18 protein-coding genes are annotated in these 22,458 nt (G+C 40.8%); 9 read left to right on the forward strand and 9 right to left on the reverse strand.

What is annotated here, in order from left to right:
• Window positions 1-38: 38 nt before the first annotated feature.
• From ABVF21_RS15655 to ABVF21_RS15685, 7 genes are all read right to left on the reverse strand, one after another.
• On the reverse strand, window positions 39-2,573 hold the full coding sequence (locus ABVF21_RS15655) for a beta-mannosidase (RefSeq protein ID WP_371018552.1): 2,535 nt from the start codon (window positions 2,571-2,573) through the stop codon (window positions 39-41).
• Window positions 2,570-4,105 carry a response regulator transcription factor gene (locus tag ABVF21_RS15660; protein WP_303533756.1) on the reverse strand — a complete coding sequence of 512 codons (1,536 nt, stop codon included), beginning with the start codon at window positions 4,103-4,105 and terminating at the stop codon, window positions 2,570-2,572. The genes ABVF21_RS15655 and ABVF21_RS15660 overlap by 4 nt, the downstream gene beginning before the upstream one ends.
• Window position 4,106: 1 nt before the next feature.
• Window positions 4,107-5,888, reverse strand: a complete 1,782-nt coding sequence (locus ABVF21_RS15665; protein WP_371018553.1) for a sensor histidine kinase — start codon at window positions 5,886-5,888, stop codon at window positions 4,107-4,109.
• A 36-nt stretch (window positions 5,889-5,924) separates the two neighbouring features.
• On the reverse strand, window positions 5,925-6,809 hold the full coding sequence (locus ABVF21_RS15670) for a carbohydrate ABC transporter permease (RefSeq protein WP_371018554.1): 885 nt from the start codon (window positions 6,807-6,809) through the stop codon (window positions 5,925-5,927).
• A gap of 21 nt (window positions 6,810-6,830) precedes the next feature.
• A complete protein-coding gene (locus ABVF21_RS15675; protein WP_194222379.1) occupies window positions 6,831-7,706 on the reverse strand; it encodes a carbohydrate ABC transporter permease in 876 nt (291 codons plus the stop codon).
• A 64-nt stretch (window positions 7,707-7,770) separates the two neighbouring features.
• Entirely contained in the window at window positions 7,771-9,069 is a 1,299-nt protein-coding gene (locus ABVF21_RS15680) for an extracellular solute-binding protein (RefSeq protein WP_303533749.1), read from the reverse strand.
• A 292-nt stretch (window positions 9,070-9,361) separates the two neighbouring features.
• Window positions 9,362-10,168, reverse strand: a complete 807-nt coding sequence (locus ABVF21_RS15685; RefSeq protein WP_303533747.1) for an alpha/beta fold hydrolase — start codon at window positions 10,166-10,168, stop codon at window positions 9,362-9,364.
• Between the two features lie 214 nt (window positions 10,169-10,382).
• On the opposite strand from ABVF21_RS15685, the gene ABVF21_RS15690 reads away from it, so the two are divergent.
• Window positions 10,383-10,760 (forward strand): PH domain-containing protein, encoded by a 378-nt coding sequence (locus ABVF21_RS15690; RefSeq protein ID WP_194222382.1) that lies wholly within the window; start codon window positions 10,383-10,385, stop codon window positions 10,758-10,760.
• A gap of 106 nt (window positions 10,761-10,866) precedes the next feature.
• On the opposite strand, the gene ABVF21_RS15695 is transcribed toward ABVF21_RS15690, so the two are convergent.
• Window positions 10,867-12,069: an ornithine--oxo-acid transaminase gene (locus ABVF21_RS15695; RefSeq protein WP_303533744.1), complete on the reverse strand. Its 1,203-nt coding sequence runs from the start codon at window positions 12,067-12,069 to the stop codon at window positions 10,867-10,869.
• A 296-nt stretch (window positions 12,070-12,365) separates the two neighbouring features.
• Between ABVF21_RS15695 and ABVF21_RS15700 the strand changes: the two genes are divergently transcribed.
• From ABVF21_RS15700 to ABVF21_RS15720, 5 genes are all read left to right on the forward strand, one after another.
• Window positions 12,366-13,742, forward strand: a complete 1,377-nt coding sequence (locus ABVF21_RS15700; RefSeq protein WP_371018580.1) for a sigma-54 interaction domain-containing protein — start codon at window positions 12,366-12,368, stop codon at window positions 13,740-13,742.
• 184 nt (window positions 13,743-13,926) lie between these two features.
• Entirely contained in the window at window positions 13,927-15,663 is a 1,737-nt protein-coding gene (locus ABVF21_RS15705) for a sensor histidine kinase (RefSeq protein WP_303533742.1), read from the forward strand.
• Complete coding sequence (locus tag ABVF21_RS15710; RefSeq protein ID WP_303533740.1) at window positions 15,664-16,392, forward strand: LytR/AlgR family response regulator transcription factor; 729 nt, start codon at window positions 15,664-15,666, stop codon at window positions 16,390-16,392.
• Between the two features lie 137 nt (window positions 16,393-16,529).
• Entirely contained in the window at window positions 16,530-17,987 is a 1,458-nt protein-coding gene (locus ABVF21_RS15715; RefSeq protein ID WP_303533737.1) for a carbon starvation CstA family protein, read from the forward strand.
• Between the two features lie 63 nt (window positions 17,988-18,050).
• The gene (locus ABVF21_RS15720) at window positions 18,051-18,200 is read left to right on the forward strand and encodes a hypothetical protein (protein WP_283153130.1); all 150 of its coding nucleotides are present in this window, start codon (window positions 18,051-18,053) and stop codon (window positions 18,198-18,200) included.
• 49 nt (window positions 18,201-18,249) lie between these two features.
• On the opposite strand, the gene ABVF21_RS15725 is transcribed toward ABVF21_RS15720, so the two are convergent.
• Window positions 18,250-19,077, reverse strand: a complete 828-nt coding sequence (locus ABVF21_RS15725; RefSeq protein ID WP_371018555.1) for a nucleotidyltransferase — start codon at window positions 19,075-19,077, stop codon at window positions 18,250-18,252.
• Between the two features lie 176 nt (window positions 19,078-19,253).
• Between ABVF21_RS15725 and ABVF21_RS15730 the strand changes: the two genes are divergently transcribed.
• The 3 genes from ABVF21_RS15730 (at window position 19,254) to ABVF21_RS15740 (ending at window position 22,317) form a co-directional block, all read left to right on the forward strand.
• Window positions 19,254-19,496, forward strand: a complete 243-nt coding sequence (locus ABVF21_RS15730; protein ID WP_303533730.1) for a hypothetical protein — start codon at window positions 19,254-19,256, stop codon at window positions 19,494-19,496.
• 188 nt (window positions 19,497-19,684) lie between these two features.
• Window positions 19,685-20,635: an L-lactate dehydrogenase gene (locus tag ABVF21_RS15735; protein ID WP_371018556.1), complete on the forward strand. Its 951-nt coding sequence runs from the start codon at window positions 19,685-19,687 to the stop codon at window positions 20,633-20,635.
• 32 nt (window positions 20,636-20,667) lie between these two features.
• Entirely contained in the window at window positions 20,668-22,317 is a 1,650-nt protein-coding gene (locus tag ABVF21_RS15740; protein WP_371018557.1) for a lactate permease LctP family transporter, read from the forward strand.
• Window positions 22,318-22,458: the final 141 nt, after the last annotated feature.

Consider the following 22,458-nt stretch of genomic DNA (forward strand, 5'->3'; position numbering starts at 1 on the left):
CTCACCCGACCTGTTAGTTCTAGGGGGGAGTCAATACATTATCTCTGAAGTTCTTTAATGGGTATTGTCTTTCTGCTATTCATAGAACTTACGGAAATCCCCTCAAACTGAATCGCCTCTCCATTCAATTGACAGAGATTGATCGTTTTGGATTCCCCAGGTAGAAGATCAAAAAAGTTATCTGAGCACGTTACGCCGCTTTGATTAAAGTCCACTTTCACGAACCTCGCTAGCTCTCGTGAGCTTAGCGTTATCGTGTTCTCGGCCTCGTTATTTTCAATCTCCACTACAGCAGCAGGATAGTTCATGTCTTTATAATCTCTTAAATAGTAACGATTTTCTTCGAAAGAGCCAGTCGCTGCATACGCTCTAACAATTACTTTAGAAGCAGATGCACCATTTAGCACTTCTTCTTCAGATAAGACAGCTAATTCTGTTACCGAATTGCTTTCTACTGAAAAGTCGAGTGATCTTGAGAAAACCACTTCCCCATTAAATCCTACTACGTCAACGTTAAGTGAATCTTTAATAGAAGTCAGCCGATCATTTATAACAGAGAGTTTTAATGACTCTCCTGGATCATGATCAATTACCGCCATAACAGGAGCAAAGAATTTCTTAGCATAATAATAGGAAGCCTTCGGTAGGAGCTCATAATCGATCATCGACCAGCTTGTACCTGGCCAGCAATCATTAAGCTGCCAGATCAATGCGCCAGCTGTAAATGGTTTCTGCCTTCTATAGTGTTCGATTCCATACTTTAGTCCTTCTGCCTGAGTCAACATAGAGTAATTCATATACTCATCGATCGTTTCCGGTATGCCAGTATAACCTTCCATAAGGAGTATTCCTTTTTCATGAAAATGGTCCTTATTTCGATAAGACATTTCATCACTTTTCCAATAAAATTCACCTTCAGGAATGTAGCTTTTTAATGTGAACTGGTTAGAAGATGCATGCATCCCAAATTCGCTCGAAAAACGAGTGTAGTCTTTCTTATAATTCTTAAATGAAACACCTTCAAGAGAAATGTCCTGAACAACAGCCTCCCCTTTTTTTCTTGGTTCAACATTTCCATGCCAGACTTGCCAGTTATGACGATCTCCCATTTCCTCAGCGTCCAGATCATTTCCTCCAAATGGTGAACTCGGCCAATAAAGACGGGTGTTATCCAGCTTCTTCAGTATTTCCGGGATAAGGCTATGATAAATTTGTTCACCATAGAAAGGAGTCGTGATCTCACCATCGGAATGTTTACGATCATAGATCCAATCAATTTCATTATTTCCGCACCATAGAGCTAGACACGTATGCTTTCTTAAACGCTTCACAACCTTACTTACTTCATTTCGTACATTCTCCATGAAGTTTTCGTTATAATCTGGATAAAGCGCATTAGCGAACATAAAGTCCTGCCAGACTAAGAGCCCTAATCGATCACACTCTTCGTAGAAGATATCTTTTTCATAAATACCCCCACCCCATACTCGCATCATGTTCATGTGAGCGTCTTTCGCTAATTCCAACTGGTTCGAATATCGATCATTCCGCGCTGCACCTATGAAACTATGAACGGGTATCCAGTTCGCACCTTTAGCAAATAACCGAACACCATTCAAATTAAAAACAAAGAGGTTCTCCCCATTTTCATGTTTTTGCTCAACAGTAACCGTTCTAATGCCAAACTGCTGAGAATGTTCATCCACCACGGTACCGTCTTCATCTTTCAACTTCACGTTCAATTCATAAAGATATGGTTCACCAAGATCATGCGTCCACCATAGCGTAGGATGATCGATTTCAAGGTGTAGTGTCGTCAGATTTGACTTAACAAAACATACCTCTGCACCATCAGCTGTAAGCAGCTCTACTTCAATTCGGAAATTTTCTGTATGAAATGGATAAAAGGACTTGATGTCTGTTTTAATTTCAACCAGAGCCTTTTCCTCATTCGCCTTAACGGTTTTAGCGAACACACCGTCAAACTTCCCTTTCGTTCGCTTGTGAAGATGAACAGCTTTCCAGATACCAGTCGTAACGAGTCGCGGCCCCCAGTCCCATCCGAAGTTCATTGCAGCTTTTCGAGCCCAAATCCTCTCCTTACCATAGCTACACCAATAATTACGCTCTTTGCCTTCCACCTCTTCAGTCACTGGATCGAATCGAACAGCAAGCTTATTCTTCCCCTGTTTAATCGCTCTACTCACGTCAAAGGAGTGCTCGATAAACATATTCTCGGTACTTCCTATTTCCAGTCCGTTCAGATAGACAGTTGCGAAAGTATCCAGACCTTCAAATTCCAATTCAAGCTTCTCACTTTTAGACAAAGACTCGTCCCAGCTAAAAGATGTACGATACCACCATTCTTTCTCCTCTACCCAGCGACAATCCAGGTCATTATGACCGATAAAAGGATCTTTAATTAACTTCTTATCGATAAGAGTAGAATGAACATCTCCCGGTACAGCTGTCGTCATCCAAAAATGATCGATATAGTAAGGAGCGGCTAATTCGAGCGGATTCTTTTCTCCCGCTTCAAACCACTGTAATTTCCATTCGCTACTAAGTTTCATAATCCATTCCTTTCTCCATGCGCCTTACTCTTTTGAAAAATAATACTTCTATATTGAGTAGGCGTCATGGACGAGACTTTTTTGAAGTTATGAACAAAATACTTATAATCGTGGTATCCTACCATCTGAGCGATTTCAAAGACACGATAAGGCGTTTCCTTCAAGAGCACTTTTGCCTCTCCAATTCGAATTTCATGTAGGTAATCATTAAAGTGAAGATCCGTCTCCCGTTTAAACAGCTGGCTAAAATAATTAGGAGAAACATTGATCACATCCGCTACCTCAGAAGCTTTCAAATCATGCCCATAATTTTCTTCGATATAAGAAACCGCTTTCCTGATCAACCAGCGTGAACCTGCATTTGCCGTCGTCTCCTGGTAGGCTCCATACGCGATAAGATCTTGATAAAAGAGCTTTCCCAGCTGCTCATACGAGTTATGAACTCCAACATTCAATTTGCCATATAGATTCACATTGATCTCCGGATAAAATTCTTTGAATATTTTTTTCTCGAAATCTTCTAAAGATCGCACGATATTTTCAAGATACCAGCGATTTTGTTTAAACGTTTGTAAAAGACGCACACTAAAATCCTCGTACTCTTCTTCACTATGTAGTTGTTTCACATCCTTCTCAAAGGGTTCTAGTGAAAAAGGGATGTTTACTTGATGAAGAACAGCTTCCACTTCAAGCACCTCATCACTATGAAAAGCCTGAGCTTTCATCGCTTCGTTTAATAAGTAATACTGTCGTTGAAGAGTATCAGCTGTTTTTGCCTCATGAGAGATCGTTAGGTTTAGCGAGAATCCCAACTTTCGAGACGTTTGCTCAAGGAGACTCTTATGCTCACTGAAGGAAGCTCCTCCACAACATGTAAGAAGACTGTTTTCTCCCACTACGATCGAAACGTTTCTTATCCCTCTTTCACTCATCGCCTTGCTTAACTCTTTCATCCATTGTTTCTTAAGTTCGATTTCTTCCAACGATGAACAGTTATTTACAACATTCGAGAAGTGTTGAATCTCACTTCCAACTAACTGAATCCCTCCAGAAATTGCTGTTTTCACACTTCCTGGTAAATAACTCAGCTCCTGACCTGTAGCAAGTGAAGAGAGAATCTGCTTGGCGCCGCTTTCCCACTCTTGTTTTTTTAAGTGTTCGGTCTCTTTTCTAATGGAGATGATCAATTCCATCAGCTCATCGATATCAACAGGCTTAAGTAAATAATCTTTAATCCCAAGTTTCATAGCCTGCTTCGCGTACTCGAATTCATCATATCCACTGATTATGATCATCCGAATCGATGGATAGCGCTTGTACACCTCACCCGCTAGTTCAAGTCCGTCCATAATGGGCATCTTCACATCGGATAAAACGACATCCACATCATGTGCTTCAATCACCTCAAGTGCTTCTTCACCGTCATAGGCCTCTCCAATCACTTCAGCCCCCATTTCATCCCAGGGCACAGTATTTTTTAAACCTTCGCAAATAATTGGTTCATCATCAACAATCAACACTTTGAGATTCATATCATTCACCTGCACTTTTCCAGACTTCAATTTCTTCTTCTGTTTCAAGATAGGGGAATCTCACTCTGACCCAGGCTCCAGGCGAAGGTTTGTCTTCAATCGTCAGAGAAGCTCTTGATCCGAACGCAATGAGTAGCCGATCTTGTATATTTTTCAGCGCATATCCAGATTGAATACTTTCCATTGTAGTTCCTTCTCCGAATCCTTTACCATTATCCAGTACATCGATCACCAGATCCTGGTCGTCCCGAAAACAACGAATATAGATTTTCCTCTCCGTCCTCATATTTTCAAATCCATGATGAAGGCTGTTCTCTATTAATGGCTGGATCGTTTGCTTTAGCATGATAGACCCCATCGCGGCATGATCACAATAAAGGGTGTACTGAAGTTTTTTCCCAAGACGTCTTTTTTGTAAATCTAAGTACCCCTGACTGTAGGTAAGCTCGTCTTTTAATGTGATCCATGGTTTCCCACGATTCAAACTAATTCTGAACATCTTTGATAATTGTTCAATTAGTTTACTAGTCTCCATCGCTTTCTCTAAGCGTGCCGTCCAGCGAATCATATCCAATGTATTGTAAAGAAAATGAGGGTTGATCTGACTTTGCAGAAGCTTGAGTTCTGACTCACGATTTCTTAGCTCCATCTTGTACTCGTTGTCGATCAAATAGCGTAAACGCTCAACCATTTTGTTAAACCTCATTCCTAATAACCCAATTTCATCACTTGATCCTACAGAGACATTTGCAGAAAAGTCCCCACGCTCTAACTGTCGAGTTTCCCTCGTTAATTCACGGATTCTTCGGATATTAAAGTAGTAAAAACCAAAGATCGCGAGTAATCCAAAAAGAGTCAAAGCGATCATCATGATTAAAATCGACTGTTGTATACTAGTGATCCCCTCGGCAACACTCTTCTCATTAACTGCCCCAAGGATGACAAGATCCGCCCCAGCAACTGGCTGCGTAACAATAGTATAGTTCACATCGTCTCTCTCATATTGGAGTGTGCTATTTTTATCACCGTTACGAATAATAGCTTTTACAATATTCTCGTCAGGATAAGGTTTACCGATCATGTCCTCATCTGGATGCATCACAACTTGCCCATGGTGATTTAAAACGAACATCGTCTCTAAATTCTTAAAGTCAGTATCGATCAGTTCATAGAATTTTAATGCATCAAAGCGAATCGTAACCATTCCAAGCGGAAGTGACACGTTATTAACATCATTGATAACACGAAATAAACTCACGACCTTTCGATCACGCCCCCACGCGTCACGAATCTTATAAGCATCGCTCCAATAAGGTTTGCCAGCAAACTCCTCCGCCTTCACTTTCCAGACGTCCTCCTGATTTTCTTTAAGAGGGGTGCCCATATCCAGGTGATGGCCGTTAACAGATGACAATGAAATCGAATGTAAATAAAATTTAGACGTAAGATGAAACGTAGTAAAACCAGTAATTCTGCGTTCCATATCGTTTAAATACGTACGGTTACCGGGCGACTCTTCCGTTCTTAGGAAGGAGCGGATATCTTCGCTATAAATCATGTAAGATGAGATATCTTCAATATCACTAGTGAATGCAGAAATATTCTGGTCTATTTTCTCGAGATGTCCTCTTGTATTATTAACAGCTTGAAGCTGAATCGCCTGATTCGCTTCCGAATAAATATAGAGACTGAAAGCAAGAATCGGAACTAATACAAGGGTGAAAAAGATGAAAAAGAACTTCCAATGAAGTTTCCAACCGGAAAAGGACAGCAATCGCTTCATGTCATCTACCTCTCATGTTGACGTTTACTTTAAAGCTTATCCTTTCACTGCGCCAGCTGTCATCCCTTTTACAAGATGCTCTTCTAAAATCATGTAAATAATGATGGTCGGTATGATCGCGAGCGTTAGCCCCGCCATCTGTGCTCCGTAATTCGTTGTATATTGGCCTGCAAAATTCGCTAATCCTAACGGCAGCGTCTTAAGCGCATCTTCGTTAATCAATACGAGCGCAAAGGAGAACTCGTTCCAGTTATTGATAAAGTTCAAAATAACCACTGTCGCAAGTGCTGGTTTTGTCATCGGTAGAATAATAGACCAGAAGATTCGAAACACACCACAGCCATCCATGATCGCTGATTCTTCGATGTCCTTTGGAAAAGCCTTCATGAAGCTTACGAGTATAAATATCGTGATCGGAAGATTGAAAGCGATGTAAGGCAATATGAGACCCGCGTGTGTATTTAACAATCCAAGGTTTTTCATTAGAAGAAACATCGGTACAAGTGTGGCGTGAATGGGAATAAGCATTCCAAATACAAAGAACGCATACATGTATTTGCCCCATTTATACGTAAAGCGTGAAAGAAAATAAGAAGCAAGCGCACCCGCAAGTACGGTTACAGCGACCGCGATAACAGTAACGATGATACTGTTTAGAAAATAAGTATCTAACCTAGCTGTTTCCCATGCTGTCTTATAGTTTTCAAATAACCACGTTGCCGGGAAAGAGAAAGGGTTCTCTGCGAATTCAGTATTGCTTTTGAATGAATTCAGTACCATCCAGAGAATAGGATAAGCATTCATCAACGCATACATCAGTAATAAAATATAAATCAATGTCTTTTTCGAGACCTTTCTAGCTTTTAATCTACTATCCTGATAATTAACATTTGTCTGCTTTCGATAAGCTGTCTCAGCCATGTCTTGATTCCTCCCATCCGATCAAACTGACTTTCTTCGTAGAATTCTCGTAGACAGATAGACGAGTGCCAGGCTAAAGAAGAAGATAAACAAAGAAAGCGCACTCCCATACCCGTAGCGAGTAGAAGAAAATGTCTGTTCAAACATATACATCGCCATAACTTCAGTAGAATGTCCTGGTCCCCCAGAAGTCATAACGTAAATTAAATCAAACGTTCGTAGACTTCCGCTTATACATAGAATGACTGCAACAATGATCGAGTCCCACATCATCGGCAGCGTAATATAAAACGTTTGCTTTAAACCAGAAGCTCCATCAATTCTAGCTGCTTCATATATTTCCTCCGGAATGTTCTGAAGTGCAGCGAGAAAGATAATGAGATAAAGACCTACGAACTGCCAGATGATCGTAATACAAACCGATATCATTGACCACTTCGGGTCACCTAGCCAGTTCTGAGTAAGAGATTCAAGGCCAATAGATTCGAGCAGTTGATTGAATAACCCTATTCTTGAGTTGTACATCATTCCCCACACTAACGAAATGATGACCGTAGAAATAACGACTGGCATAAAGCCAACAGTTCTGAAAAATTTCCCACCTTTGATCTTTCTATTCAATAAGAGGGCAATAAATAAGGCGATCGGAATCTGTCCAAATACAGATGCCCCGACAACGTATAGATTATTTTTGAGAGATTGCCAAAAAATCGGATCCGTAAGGGCTTCCTGGAAGTTAGCCAGGCCAACAAATTCCATTTCGGTGAACCCGTCCCACCTCATGACAGAGTAATAGAACGAGATGAGTATCGGAACGATTGCAAACAATATATAAATAAGAAACGCCGGGGCTAACCCCACAAATGCAGGCCATTTACTTCTGCTTAACAGATGCATAACTCTCCTCCTTTGAAAAAAAGAAGGAAACCAAGTTTCTAAAGACCTGATTTCCTTCTAACCGTTACTTACTCTTCTCAACAGCTTTCTGAAGCTGTTTCGCTAGTTCCTCAGGTGTCATCGTGCCAAGTGTTACTTCCTGTAAACCAGAGTTAATAGTATCTGTCACGTCAGTTGGAAGGGTCGCATCATATACAGGCGCGATTTGACCATTTGTCAGCTCAGAAACTTCTCTAAGGAGTGGACTGATGTCAGAAGGCGGTTCAATATCCGCTGCAACTAGAATGTCTGCTTTCATAAGATTTTGATAGTATTCTTCAGAATAGAAGCTTTTCAAAAATTCCTGTGCCGCTTCAAGATCTTCGCCTTCAAGTTCACTATTCAATGCGATACCAGTACCCGTTACAGCAGAAACTGCTGAGGGATCTCCTTCCCCACCATCAATTTGAGGGAACAGGGCGATACCGATATTCTTATCCGGTACAGATTCAAGAAGTGGTCCAAGAGACCATGCTCCATCGATCATCATAGCTGCGTCACCCATAGCAAATAAATCTCGATGCTGGATGTTATCGATCGAGTTGAAGTCTTCATTGAATGCTTCCATGTCGGAAAGCTCCTTGATCACGTTTACTGCATCAATAAACTTTTCATCCGTAAACTTCTTATCCCCATTTAGTACTTCTGACAGGAATTCACTGCCTGTCATGCGGTCTCCAATCGTACTGATATACGAAGACTGTAATACCCACTGCGCTTTGTTACCAAGTGCAATCGGAATTGCATCATTTGATTTAAGTGTTTTTATTAACTTTTTGAACTCATCATACCTTTGTGGAAACTCATCATAACCAGCTTCCTTAAGCATATCCTTGTCATAATACACAAGACTTGTTGGTGTGATATTTGCTGGGAGTGCGTACTGCTTACCATCAACGCGGTAATCACCAAGCTGCCCTTCTTTGATAAGGTCGTCCCAGTTACTTAAAATATTATCAATTGGTTGAACGAGTTTCCCATCTACTAGAGGCTTAAGTTCTGCTCCAGGAAAAACCTGAACTAGATCTGGTAACTGCTTACCTGCAGCTTGTGTTTTAACTTTGACTTTAAATTGGTCATGTGGAATACTCTGTTGATTAATGACAATATTAGGGTGTTCCTTATTGAACTTTTCTATCTGCTTAAGACTCGCTTCATTTTGTGGTGAAGGCTCGGTCCAAATGTTCCAGAACGTTAATTCGACCTTATCTCCGTCTCCCCCAGATGAACCGCTTGAAGTATCATCACCTGAACATGCCGAAAGCATCAGTACAAGGACCAGCATAGCGATAAATAAACTATGAGATCTTATCTTTTTCAACATTCCCCATCCCCCTTATCGTTTTAAAAGCGCTTACAAATAAATTGTAAACGGATTCGACAAAACTGATAATCCGAAAAAATTAAGATACTATCCTAAAAATTATTTAGTTTTTAGATTATTCCGCACATTCCAAAAGATTACTTCACGATTATTATTATAATATTAGATAAATAAAACAAATAAAAAAAGCTAAGGACTTATAATCCTTAACTTTTTCTTTAACGATATCCCATTATCCTACTCGACAAAATTTGAGCTTAATCGGGTGGTGACAGGCACTAATAAACAATAACTAATTTAAACCTCCAATAAACTCATCAACAACTCGATTAAACTTATCAGCTTCTTCTATAAACGGACAGTGACAGCTTTCTTCAAACAACTCAAGTTTCGAGTTAGGGATCGCTCGATTTAAGTGCTCCCCAGCTGCTACTGGTATAAGCTTCTCCTCTTTCCCAAAACATAGTAATGTTGGTTTCGTTATTTGGTTTAAATAAGGGCGGCAGTCAATGATGGATTGATCGAAAAGAATTGCACTTGCAATGGAAGCAGGCACTTTGGTTGTCTCTGCTAACATCCACTCGAGCTCAGATTCAGACAAATCTTTTTTAAACATCAGTGGAATGAATCCTTGAAGCAATCCCTTTTGATCCGATTGAATCTCTCTCATCATTCCAATAAGTGCCGGGAGATCAAATGCGCCTATTTCAAAATCTGGCCACTTAAAATCCGATGCTAGCTCATCAACAATAACTGTCCCCTTCACGTTATCCTCACCGAACTGCTGTAAGTATTCCCATATAACAAAGGCACCCATTGACCATCCAACTAGCGTTACGTCCTTCAGATGAAGCTGATCAATAAATTTCTTCAGATCACGAGCATAGTTTGCTACTGAGTGCCCTGTTTGAACGTGAGAGGATTGCCCATGACCTCTTAAGTCTAGAGAAATAGCACGATACTTCTGCCTGAAGTACGGAAGCTGTTTTTTGAAAAAGCGGCTACTCATCCAAACGCCATGAATGAAAATCACAGGCTGCCCCATACCAACATCTTCATAATAGAGCTCTACATCATCTTCAATATTCAAAAATGGCATTGTTACCCCTCCTATAAATAAGAAATAATTGCCGTTAATCCTCATCGTATAGCTAACTCAAGTTTATCACGAGCATCATACGATACGTATGCAAGAACCTCTTCTTTTATCCATATATTGCTCGACAGCATTCGAGTCAGTTCGGGTGGTGACAGGCACTACCTATGCTAGAATATGAGAGAGAACATAATACAAATGTGAAGGAGGAGTTACAATGGGTATTTTAAGCGGATTTATGGGGAATGCTTCAACGATGAAGAAGGAAGATGTGCAAAAAGAGCTTTCTACCATTCTTTCAGAAACAGAAGAGGTGAATGCCGCATTTAAGCTTGTGAGGGATTTAATTGTCTTTACAGACAAACGCCTTTTGTTTGTTGACAAGCAAGGCATGACAGGTAAGAAAGTGGAATATCATTCTGTTCTATACAAGAGCATTTCGCACTTCAGCATTGAAACGGCAGGACACTTTGATCTTGATGCAGAGCTTAAAATCTGGATTTCCAGTTCACAAGCTCCTACCTTCTCGAAGCAGTTTAAGAAGGATGATAGCATCTACACAATTCAAAAGATCCTTACTGAACTTTGTGGATAATGTATTACAATCCTAAAAAAAATTCAAAGAAGCTAGCGAACCTTAGTTCACTAGCTTCTTTGTTCAGTTTTCAATATTCATAAATTTATAAAATAAGGTTGCTTTATTACTTGGACAACACATTTACGATTTTAGCTATGGCCCAATCAAGATCTTCTCTTGAAATGATAAGCGGTGGCGCAAATCGGATCACCGTATCATGCGTTTCCTTACATAAAAGCCCTTCTTCTTTTAACTTTTCGCAGTAAGGTCTTGCAGCCTCTGTTAATTCAACTCCGATAAATAATCCTTTACCGCGTACTTCTTTAATTAGAGGGTTATTGATTTCCTTTAATTTTTCTTGAAAATAGTTTCCAAGCTCGAGTGACCGCTGAGCTAACTGTTCGTCTTCTAAAACTTCAAGAGCAGCAACAGAAACGGCACAGCCAAGCGGATTTCCACCAAATGTGGATCCGTGTGAGCCAGGATTAAAGACACCAAGAATTTCTTCATTAGCAGCAATACATGAGATTGGGAAGACGCCTCCACCTAGCGCTTTTCCAAGAATGTAAATATCCGGCTCCACATTTTCCCAATCGCACGCAAATGTTTTACCCGAGCGCCCAAGACCAGCTTGAATTTCATCCGCGACGTAAAGCACATTACTTTCTTTACAAACATCATAAGCTTCCTTTAAAAAGCCTTCTGGAGGAATGACAATCCCTGCTTCTCCTTGAATCGGTTCAAAGAGGAAAGCAGCTGTATTTGGTGTAATGGCATTTCGTAGCGCATCAATATCACCGTATGGAATCAATTTAATTCCCGGTAACATTGGACCAAATCCTCTTTGGTATTCTGCCTCAGAAGAGAGAGAGACAGCCGTCATTGTACGTCCATGAAAATTCCCGACGCATGCAATAATTTCAGCCTGATTTTCAGAAACGCCTTTGACATTATATGCCCAGCGTCGCACCGTTTTAATAGCGGTTTCCACTGCTTCTGCCCCAGTGTTCATTGGAAGAACTTTTGCTTTATTTGTTAGCTTTGCGACCTTCTCATAAAACGGAGCCAATTGGTCGTTATGAAAAGCTCGGGATGTTAATGTAATGCGATCTGCCTGGTCCTTCAAGGCTTGAATAATTTTCGGATGACGGTGTCCTTGATTAACTGCTGAATAAGCACTCAACATATCCATATATCGGTTACCTTCAGGGTCTTTCACCCACACCCCTTCTGCATCCGTAATCACAATTGGAAGCGGGTTATAGTTATTCGCTCCATATTGAGTTGTTTTTTCAATCACATTCTCAGTCGTTGATTGTGTCTTCATGTTCTTCCTCCTTTAAAAGTTCGCCTCACCTAGAGGAGCAAAAAATCTTCGCTCTCCCTCTCGTTAGTAACAAGCAAGTTTTATGCCAACTTTTTAAAACGATTAAATCTTAGGGAGAACGGGGATTATTCATTTTTGCCATGCAAAACATCTTTGCATACAATTGATTTATTTTGCATGTGTGTGCAAAATAATATTGCAATCCATGTACTTTCATACATACAATAGCGATAGCAACAAAGGAGGTACGTAACTTGGATAATGAAACGGAGAACGATTTGAAAGTACTTAACACCATGAACCAGGTATATAAAAAAATCATCGATGAAATCGACGTCGGCGTTCATGTGATTGATGAAAAAGGCAAAACGATCATTTATAATCCTAAAATGATGCAAATTGAAGCCATGGATCGCCAGGATGTGGTTGATAAATATTTATTAGACGTCTTTATGTTCTCAGCGAATGAAAGCAGCACGCTTGTTAAGGCACTTCAAAAAGGCATCGAAACGTCGAATGTGAAGCAAACATATTTCAATAATAAAGGGAAAGAAATCACAACAATTAACAACTCATTTCCCATTATAGTAAATGGAACTATTAAAGGCGCTGTCGAGATTTCTAACGACGTAACAAAGCTTGAACGGTTAATTCGTGACAATATGAATCGAAAAGGAAACACTCGATTCACATTCGATAGCATTATTGGAGATAGCCTTGCCATTCAAGAAGTGATTGAAAATACAAAACGAAGCACACGGACATCGTCGTCTGTTTTGATCGTTGGGGAAACCGGAACAGGGAAAGAATTATTTGCTCAAAGCATCCACAATGGTAGCCACCGTTCTTCCGCTCCATTTATTTCACAAAACTGTGCTGCCTTACCTGATAATTTGATTGAAAGCCTTCTATTCGGTACGAAGCGAGGCGCATTTACAGGAGCAACTGAGCGACCAGGCTTATTTGAACAAGCAGAAGGCGGGACGTTATTACTTGATGAAATCAATTCTTTAAGTATGAATTTACAAGCGAAACTATTGAGAGTCCTACAGGAAAAAACAATTCGGCGCATTGGTGACACAGAAGATAAGACCATTGACGTTAGAATCATCGCTACAATGAACGAAGATCCCATTGAAGCCATTGCGCAGGAACGAATGCGTAAAGACTTGTATTTCCGACTTGGGGTTGTGACGCTATTTATCCCTCCACTTAGAGAAAGGAAAGAGGACATCTCTTTATTAGTGGATTCGTTTATCTCAAAATATAACGAACTCTTTCAAATGGATGTTAAAGGAGTAGATACCGAAGTCTCTGAATCATTTCAGGTTTACGACTGGCCAGGGAATGTACGAGAATTAGAGCATATTATTGAAGGTGCCATGAATTTAATGATGAGCGAAGACATCATACACTATTCTCATTTGCCCATTCAGTATCGAAATAAAACTCCATTACAAAAGGAAAGACATTTGATTGAGGCTGATCATCTTACCATTCATCATTCCAATCAAATCATCCCATTAAAGGAACAAATGGAGAAAGCTGAAAAAGTTTATATCCAAAAGGTGCTTCAAAAAAACAAAAACAATATCTCCCAAACCGCAAAAGTATTAGGTCTGAGTAGACAAAGCTTGCAGTACCGGTTAAGGAAATTTGATATTCTAACGTAAAAATAAGCGGTTAGATGAAATCGGAGCTGATATGCAAGTGATTCGTCTTCTCTCTTCCATCCATTTTATCTCTACATTAAAACCCGTATAATAAGAAGTAACCGCTTTACCATTCGACAGAATTTGACTTAAACCGGGCGGTGACAGGCACCAGAAACCAGAAACCAGAAAGGAGCTTCCCCTCATGTTCGAACTCTTGCTTACGATGCTAGAGCGACTTGGCATTATCGTCACAATTGCGTTTGTGCTAACCCGCTTTCGCTTCTTCCGAGATATGATATACAGCGATCAGCTTGCTCGTAAGCAGCAGTATGTTGCGATTGGCTTCTTTGGTTTCTTTGGGATCATAGGAACATATACAGGATTAACATTTAGTACAGATTCACTCCAATTTAATTCATGGCCACTAGAAGTTTCTTCTGACGAAGCCATCGCGAATTCAAGAGTAATCGGAGTCGTTCTTGCTGGACTTCTTGGTGGAAAGAGGGTTGGATTTGGTGCAGGACTTATTGCAGGGATTCATCGCTATATGCTTGGTGGATTTACAGCAGTAGCTTGTGGACTTGCCTCCATTATTGCTGGACTTATCGCTGGCTCTCTACACAGACGAAACCGTCATGTAAAACTTCGATCAGCCTTTATGATCGGTGCAGGTGCAGAAGCCGTTCAAATGCTCATTATCTTGCTTCTTTCAAAACCGTTTCAAAATGCCATGGCTCTTGTAGAAGTGATCGGAATTCCAATGATTCTCGCAAACGGAATTGGCTGTGCTCTTTTCCTCCTTATCATAAAAAATGTTGTAAACGAGGAAGAAAAAGCTGGTGCTCTTCAGGCACAGAAAACCCTTCGTATCGCAGATCAAACACTTGGTTATCTCAGACAAGGGCTTTCTGAAGCTTCAGCTCATGAAGTCTGTCAGATTCTTCATCGAGAAATTGAAGGTAGCGCAGTAGCTATAACGGATCGTACACACATTTTAAGTCACGTCGGCCTTGCGAACGACCATCATCAATCAGGACACGAGATTCAAACGACCATTACGAAAGACGTTATTCATAAAGGTGAAATTGTTATAGCAAACGATCAAACCATTCACTGTGCTGAGAAAAATTGTCCGCTCGGAGCAGCCATTATTGCTCCCCTTAAACAGCGTGGTAAAACAATCGGCACGCTAAAATTCTATTTCCGATCGGAAAAAGAGATTACCCATATTATTACTGAGCTCGTTCTCGGTCTCAGCAATCTTCTTAGTAATCAGTTAGAAATAGCTGAAGCGGATAAAGCCTATCAGCTTGCAAAAGAAGCCGAAATCAAAGCATTACAAGCACAAATCAGTCCGCACTTTCTCTTTAATTCACTTAATACGATCATTTCGTTAATTCGAATTGAACCTGATAAAGCACGTAAATTACTCGTTTCCCTTTCACACTTTTTAAGACAAAATTTATCTGGTACTACAGCGAACATGACCTCGCTTAACCAGGAGTTAAAACACGTGAAAGCCTACCTTGAAGTGGAAGAAGCACGATTTGTAGACAGACTAACCGTTAAATATACAATCGATGAAAGTGTATTATCTGTCCAACTACCTCCACTCACGTTACAGCCGATTGTTGAGAATGCTATTAAACATGGTATCAAAAATAAGGAAAACGATTGTCTTGTTGAAATTACAATTGCTCAAAATCCAAACGGGGTTACTGTTTGCGTAACTGATAACGGTGAAGGGATTTCACCTGATCGTTTACCAGAGCTTGGTAGAGCACACGTGTCGTCAGAAATTGGTACAGGGCTTGGCCTCTATAACGTTAATCGTCGCCTAACAATGCTATTTGGAAGCGAAGCAAGCCTTGCCATTCATAGCGAGCCTAGCAACGGTACAACCATTTGCTTTTTGATTCCACTAATGGAGGACGAATAGATGAACGAAATGAAATGTTTAATCGTGGATGATGAACGATACAGCCGCCAGGAACTCGTTCATTTACTCTCACATTTTAAGTCGATAAATGTGATCGGTGAGGCTGATTCAGGTGAAACAGCAGTGATCAAAGCACTTCAACTTCAACCAGATGTTGTTTTTCTTGATGTTGAGATGCCCAAAATGAATGGGATGGAAGCAGCAAAAGCCTTATTGGAACTTAAGAAATCTCCTCTAATTGTTTTTGCGACTGCTTATCCTGAATTTGCTGCAGAAGCTTTTCGATATGAAGCGATTGACTATCTTCTGAAACCCTATGATGAAGAACAGCTTCATCAAACCGTACAACGTCTAGAGAAGTTGATGCAAGTATCTACTAAAGAAGAACCTCCGCCAAAGAAAGGCAAGCTCTCAGTTGAACTAGAAGGTGAGATTCATTACCTCGATCCCAATGATATCCTCTTTATTTTTCGCGATGAAAAAGTCTCACGGATCGTTGTAAAAAATGGCGAGTACGAAGTGAAGATGGCGCTGAAAGAACTGGAAAGCAGACTATCCTCCTTTTCGTTTTTTAGAATCCATAAAGGATATCTTGTTAATCTTCACTACGTCACGCGCCTGACCCCATGGTTCAATGGTGCTTATCAGCTTGAATTAGAAGGTGTTCAAGAAAAGCTTTCTGTAAGTCGTAATTATGTAAAAGCGCTACGTACTGAACTAGAATTATAATTCCGAGTGCATTTCAGTCTTTCATACAGACATCTCAATCCAACTTTCAGACATGTTAGAGCGGAATTAGTCCATTCCTCCCTCTCATCTCTTATACTTTATGTAAACGCATACATTGTACGGAAAGGGATGATTTCATGTATACATTTCTAGCAGGAATTGCACTTCTTATAATTGGTTATTTTACTTACGGAAAATTTGTTGAGAAAATTTTTGGCATTAAGGAAGCACGGCAAACCCCCGCCTATACGCATCAGGATGGCGTCGATTACCTTCCAATGAACACGAAGAAGAACTCCTTGATTCAATTATTGAACATTGCAGGAGTTGGTCCAATCTTCGGACCGATTCTTGGTGCACTCTACGGGCCAGTCGCTTTTCTCTGGATCGTGTTTGGCTGTATTTTCGCAGGAGCTGTTCACGATTACCTTACAGGAATGATCTCCATTCGTAACAGAGGCGCACACTTACCTGAACTTGCAGGAAAGTTTCTTGGAAAAGTGATGAAGCACGTTGTAAATGCATTCGCTGTGCTACTTCTCCTTCTAACAGGAACGGTGTTTGTCACAGCACCAGCTGGACTATTGAACAACTTAATGAACGGCTGGGCAACAATAGGTCTTATTCTAGGAGCAATTTTTGTTTACTATATCCTAGCTACATTGTTACCGATTGATAAAATCATTGGACGCTTTTATCCGATTTTTGGTGCACTTCTTCTTATTAGCGCACTCGGCGTTGGTGCTGGACTTGTGTTCACTGGCGCACCGATTCCTGAAATCACGCTAAGTAATTTCCACCCTGACAACGCACCAGTCTTTCCTTTACTATTCTTAACAATTTCTTGCGGCGCACTTTCTGGATTTCACGCTACACAAACGCCAATCATTTCACGTACTACGCAAAATGAAAAACAAGGTCGTAACATTTTCTACGGAATGATGATTGCAGAAGGTGTCATTGCGATGATTTGGGCTGCTGCTGCTATGAGCTTATTCAATGGACCGGTTGGGTTAAATGAACTCCTTGCTAATGGTGGACCGGCTGCGATTGTAAGTGAAGCTTCTACTCTCATGCTCGGTGCAATCGGCGGGACGCTTGCCATTCTTGGTGTCATTGTCCTTCCAATCACGTCCGGTGATACAGCCTTCAGAAGTGCTCGTATGATTATTGCAGACTACTTTAATTACTCACAGCGCAAAGTAACAAATCGCCTCTGGATCGCACTACCGCTTTTCGTTGTCGCATTTGGGCTTACGAAAATTGATTTCACCCTTCTGTGGAGATACTTCTCATGGGCTAACCAGTCTACAGCGATGATTGCCTTATGGGTTGGCGCGATGTACTTGTTTATTGCAAAGAAAAACTACTGGATTGCCATGATCCCAGCAATTTTTATCACAATGGCAACGACAACTTACATTCTCAATGCACCAATCGGCTTTCGCTTACCAATGAATGTCGCCTACATCGGCGCAACCATCATTACGATCGCCGTTATTGTAGCTTTCTTCTACTCTGCTCGTAAGCAACGCGCTGCCAACATTCCACTAGAAATCGATATCTCCGGTTGGGATAAGGATAGCGTCGCTTAGGGATACATTGAACAGAGAATCCCCTTTGACGGATAGCGTATTAAACCGAAAAGGTGTGATGATATGGGCTGCTGCCAATCGAAAGATAAAACGACTCTTGAAGAGGAAGAAGAACGTATTAATGAGAAGGGAAAAGAACAGCTCCCTCTCTTTGGAAAAGTGATTCTTAGCGTTTTGTTTCTTTGCGGAATTGCGCTAATCACCTATTTATGAAATTTTAAAAAGGGAGCGAGATCGAATCCATGATCTCGCTCCCTTTTTACTACTCAATCGAAAGATGCCGAACTCTTTCAGGGTTATACTCATTTAGCCAATCATTCGCTTCTTGAATAAGCCAACCCCCATACTGATCCAAAAAGTGAGTAATCTCTTCTCTTGAGGATGTAGGAAATACAGCGTATGTTAAGGCTTGTTTCATATAAGACTCTTTATGTGGATAAAAATTACTAAACAGCTTATAAGCTGGATAAAGGTCTCTTGTATACATTGGATCTTTCTCCATCACAAGCGCGAGACCGCTCCGGACAATAATTTTCATAATCCATCCGCAGCAATCCGCTATATCCTCACTATCTTCATTTCCAACAAGCTCGCTTTTTGCCTGAACGATGTGGTTTTCTAACTGAATCAGATGATCATTTGCAAGAGCTCTATCTGGCTTGAACCTAGGAATAGCTTTTGCCATATCTTTTCCATAAACACAGAGACTGGACGTTTTCAGCATGAATGGAATGATTGAAAAGGAAGTTAACCCCTCTAACTCTTTAGCTGAATGGAAACTTATCTCACACCCATTTAACCATGGAAATTCATCAACTAATTGTTGATTCAATAATTCTGCTACTTGCTCATTCCCGTTCTCTGTTAAAACAATGAGATCGAGATCAGACACACCTTCTATCCCTTTCCCCTTTGGCACTGATCCTCTTAAATAAATGCTGCTTAAAGGCATAGCTATAGTTAAATTCTCCACAGCACGATCGATCGCGTTTCGATAGTTTCTATTGATTTTCTCCCAAGACGTATCATTTACAAGGTACCCCTCATGATCGACTTGATAGAAAGACCCAATTTGTTTAATACCGTCCATTTCACCCCTCCTTCGTTCTATCCTTATCATAGCTACTTTATTTCTTTTATAAAAGAGCTGTTATTTTGTTTTATCTCCATTCCTGTCCAAACCTCACCTATTTGAATTTCATAAGGTAATAATGCACGATCTAAGAGTTTCCCGAATCTTACATTTAACAAGAAAAGAGGAATAACATGTCTTATCACGACGAATTTACTAAAAACGCTGGTAGGTGTGTAGCCATTCGATGTCATGATGGCAAAACGCATTACGGTTACATCGATCACTGTGACCGCGACAATGTCTACCTTCGCCCGATGGATGGCGAAAACGATGGGCCAGGCTTTGGTAGCCACTTCTTTTTCGGAGCGGCTCTCATTGCAGTCGGTCTTGCCTCCATCGCCGCTTATAGCTGGTCACCTTTCTTTTTCTGGTAAAAAACAAAACGCTCAGATTTTGAGCGTTTTTTTACATAGACTTCTCATTTAATCATGTTTATTTTACCTTTTAAAATTAATTTTATATGTAAACCCTTCCATGTGATCTTTGTCACATATGAGCATTTTAATCCACGTTATATTAAGTATGTGAAAGACATCACATACAATAGATTGGTGGAATGAATATGAAAAACGAACGATATACAACGAGAGTGGCTGTCATTGGAACGGGATTTGTTGGAACAAGCTATGCCTTCGCCTTATTAAATCAAGAAGTTGTAAATGAAATGGTGCTCATTGACTTAAATAAAGAAAAAGCCGAAGGAGAAGCCAGAGATTTAAATCACGGGATGCCGTTTAGATCAGCTATGAGAATCTGGGCAGGGGATTACGAAGACTGCCGAGATGCTGATATTGTCGTGATTACAGCCGGCGCAAATCAGAAACCTGGGGAAACGAGACTTGATCTTGTTGAAAAGAATGTAAACATCTTTAGGGGAATTGTCACTGCTGTTATGGAGAGTGGTTTTGACGGACTATTTATCGTTGCAACCAATCCAGTAGATATCCTCTCTTATGCTACATGGAAATTCTCTGGACTACCGATGGAACGCGTTATTGGTTCTGGTACGATTCTCGATACCGCAAGACTTCGTTACTTAATCGGCGATCATTTCCAAGTCGATTCTAGAAATGTACATGCTTATATCCTCGGCGAGCATGGCGATACGGAGCTTCCAGCATGGAGCCACGCTACCATTAGTAGCCGCCCAGTAACGAAAATGATATCAGAAGAAGAGTTGCTAGTACTTGACGAGATTTTTACGAACGTCCGCGACGCAGCTTACCACATTATTAATCGGAAAGGCGCAACTTATTACGGTATTGCAATGGGACTTGTTCGTCTGACCAAAGCAATTCTAAGAAACGAAAGCTCTATTCTAACGATCTCTACGTTGATGCAAGGTGAATATGGCCTTAATGACATCTATATTGGCGCCCCAGCCATTATCGACAGAAACGGTATTCGAGAGATTGTAGAGCTTGATCTCACAGAAACCGAGATGAAACAACTGCATCATTCTGCAAGGACGTTACGCGAAGCAATGAAACCGTGTTTTGAGACGATGAAATGAATACCTACTATAACGCTTAAGAGGTGATCCCCTTGGAAACATGGACACAAGTATATGACCCATTTAATAACATCTGGCTATCCGCTTTTATTGCTCTTATTCCGATTATCTTTTTCTTTCTTGCTCTTACCGCTTTTCGAATGAAAGGGCATATCGCTGCTACAGTTACAGTGATGCTCGCTATCGTAATTGCGATCCTCTTCTATGATATGCCTATTACGATGGTTGCAGCAACTACTGGTTACGGATTTGCATTTGGCTTATGGCCAATCTCTTACATCGTTATTGGTGCTGTCTACCTTTATAAACTTTCTGTAAAAAGTGGGCAATTCGATATTATCAGAAGTTCCATTGTATCCATTACAGATGACAAACGAATCCAAATGTTGCTCGTCGCCTTTTCATTTAATGCGTTTCTTGAAGGCGCAGCTGGTTTTGGAGCACCGATTGCGATTACAGCTGCTCTTCTTGTAGGACTTGGATTCGAACCACTTAAAGCAGCGGGCCTTTGTTTAATCGCCAATACAGCTAGTGGAGCATTTGGGGCAATGGGCATCCCTGTCATTGTTGCTGGTCAAGTGAGCGGGCTCGCTCCAATGGAAATTGGTCAATTTCTTGGCACGTCTCTTCCATTTATCTCTTTCACAATTCCATTCCTACTCGTCGTCATTATGGATGGTATGAAAGGTTTGAAAGAAGTATGGCCAGCAGCTCTTGTAGCCGGAAGTACTTATGCCATTACACAATGGGCAACAGTAACGTTTATTGGACCAGAGCTGCCTAACATCACGTCTTCAATCGTTAGTTTAGTAGCCGTAGCTGTATTCGTGAAGGTTTGGCATCCAAAAATGCAGCAAAACCATACGATTGACCCAGCTGAAGCACAGCTTGCTGTGTCTCTTGATCCAGAAGCTCAGCTAACAGCTGGACGAATATTAAAAGCATGGTCTCCGTTCATTGCATTAACAGCAATGGTCACGATTTGGAGTCTAAAACCTTTCAAGAATTTATTTGTAGAAGGGGGATTACTTGAAGCAACAATCCTTCAGATTCCTGTACCCGGACTCCATAATCTCGTTATTAAAACAGCACCAATTGTAAGTGAACAAACACCCTACGGTGCGATGTTGAAACTTGATCTTCTTTCAGCAACAGGAACGGCTATCTTCATCGCTGCGATCCTATCCATCTTCATTCTTAGAATGAGTCCTAAAGCAGCGCTAGAAGCTTTTGTTGAAACAGTAAAGGAACTTCAAAAGCCCGTTCTTACAATTATGATGGTGCTAGGATTTGCCTTCATTGCGAATTATAGTGGCATGAGCTCCACATTAGGTCTAGCTCTTGCTGCTACCGGAGGTGTCTTCCCATTCCTGTCTCCACTTCTAGGATGGATTGGCGTATTCTTAACTGGTTCTGTTACGTCTAACAATGCTTTATTCGGAAACTTGCAACAAATTACTGCTCAACAAATTGCCGTTCTTCCGATTGTCCTCGTTGCTGCGAATACAGCAGGCGGTGTTATGGCTAAGATGCTCTCTCCACAGTCTATCGCTGTTGCAACAGGTGCGGTTGGCCTAGTAGGACGAGAAGGAGATCTCTTCCGGTTCACTCTCAAATATAGCTTCGTCTTTTTACTCATCACCGGGGGCATCACTTTTGCGCAAGCGATTTTCATAAGTTAACCATTTATTTTAGGAGTCAGGAAACTGACTTCTATTTTTTTGCTTAACTAAATTTAGACGCTAATTTTAAAGACATGTCCACACCATTCAATCAGTTTGTCCATATACTGCTATCAGAAGATGGCTTTTGAGGAGTGAAAT

Source organism: Pseudalkalibacillus sp. JSM 102089, from assembly GCF_041366475.1.
Taxonomy (GTDB): Bacteria; Bacillota; Bacilli; order Bacillales; family Guptibacillaceae; genus Guptibacillus; species Guptibacillus hwajinpoensis_B.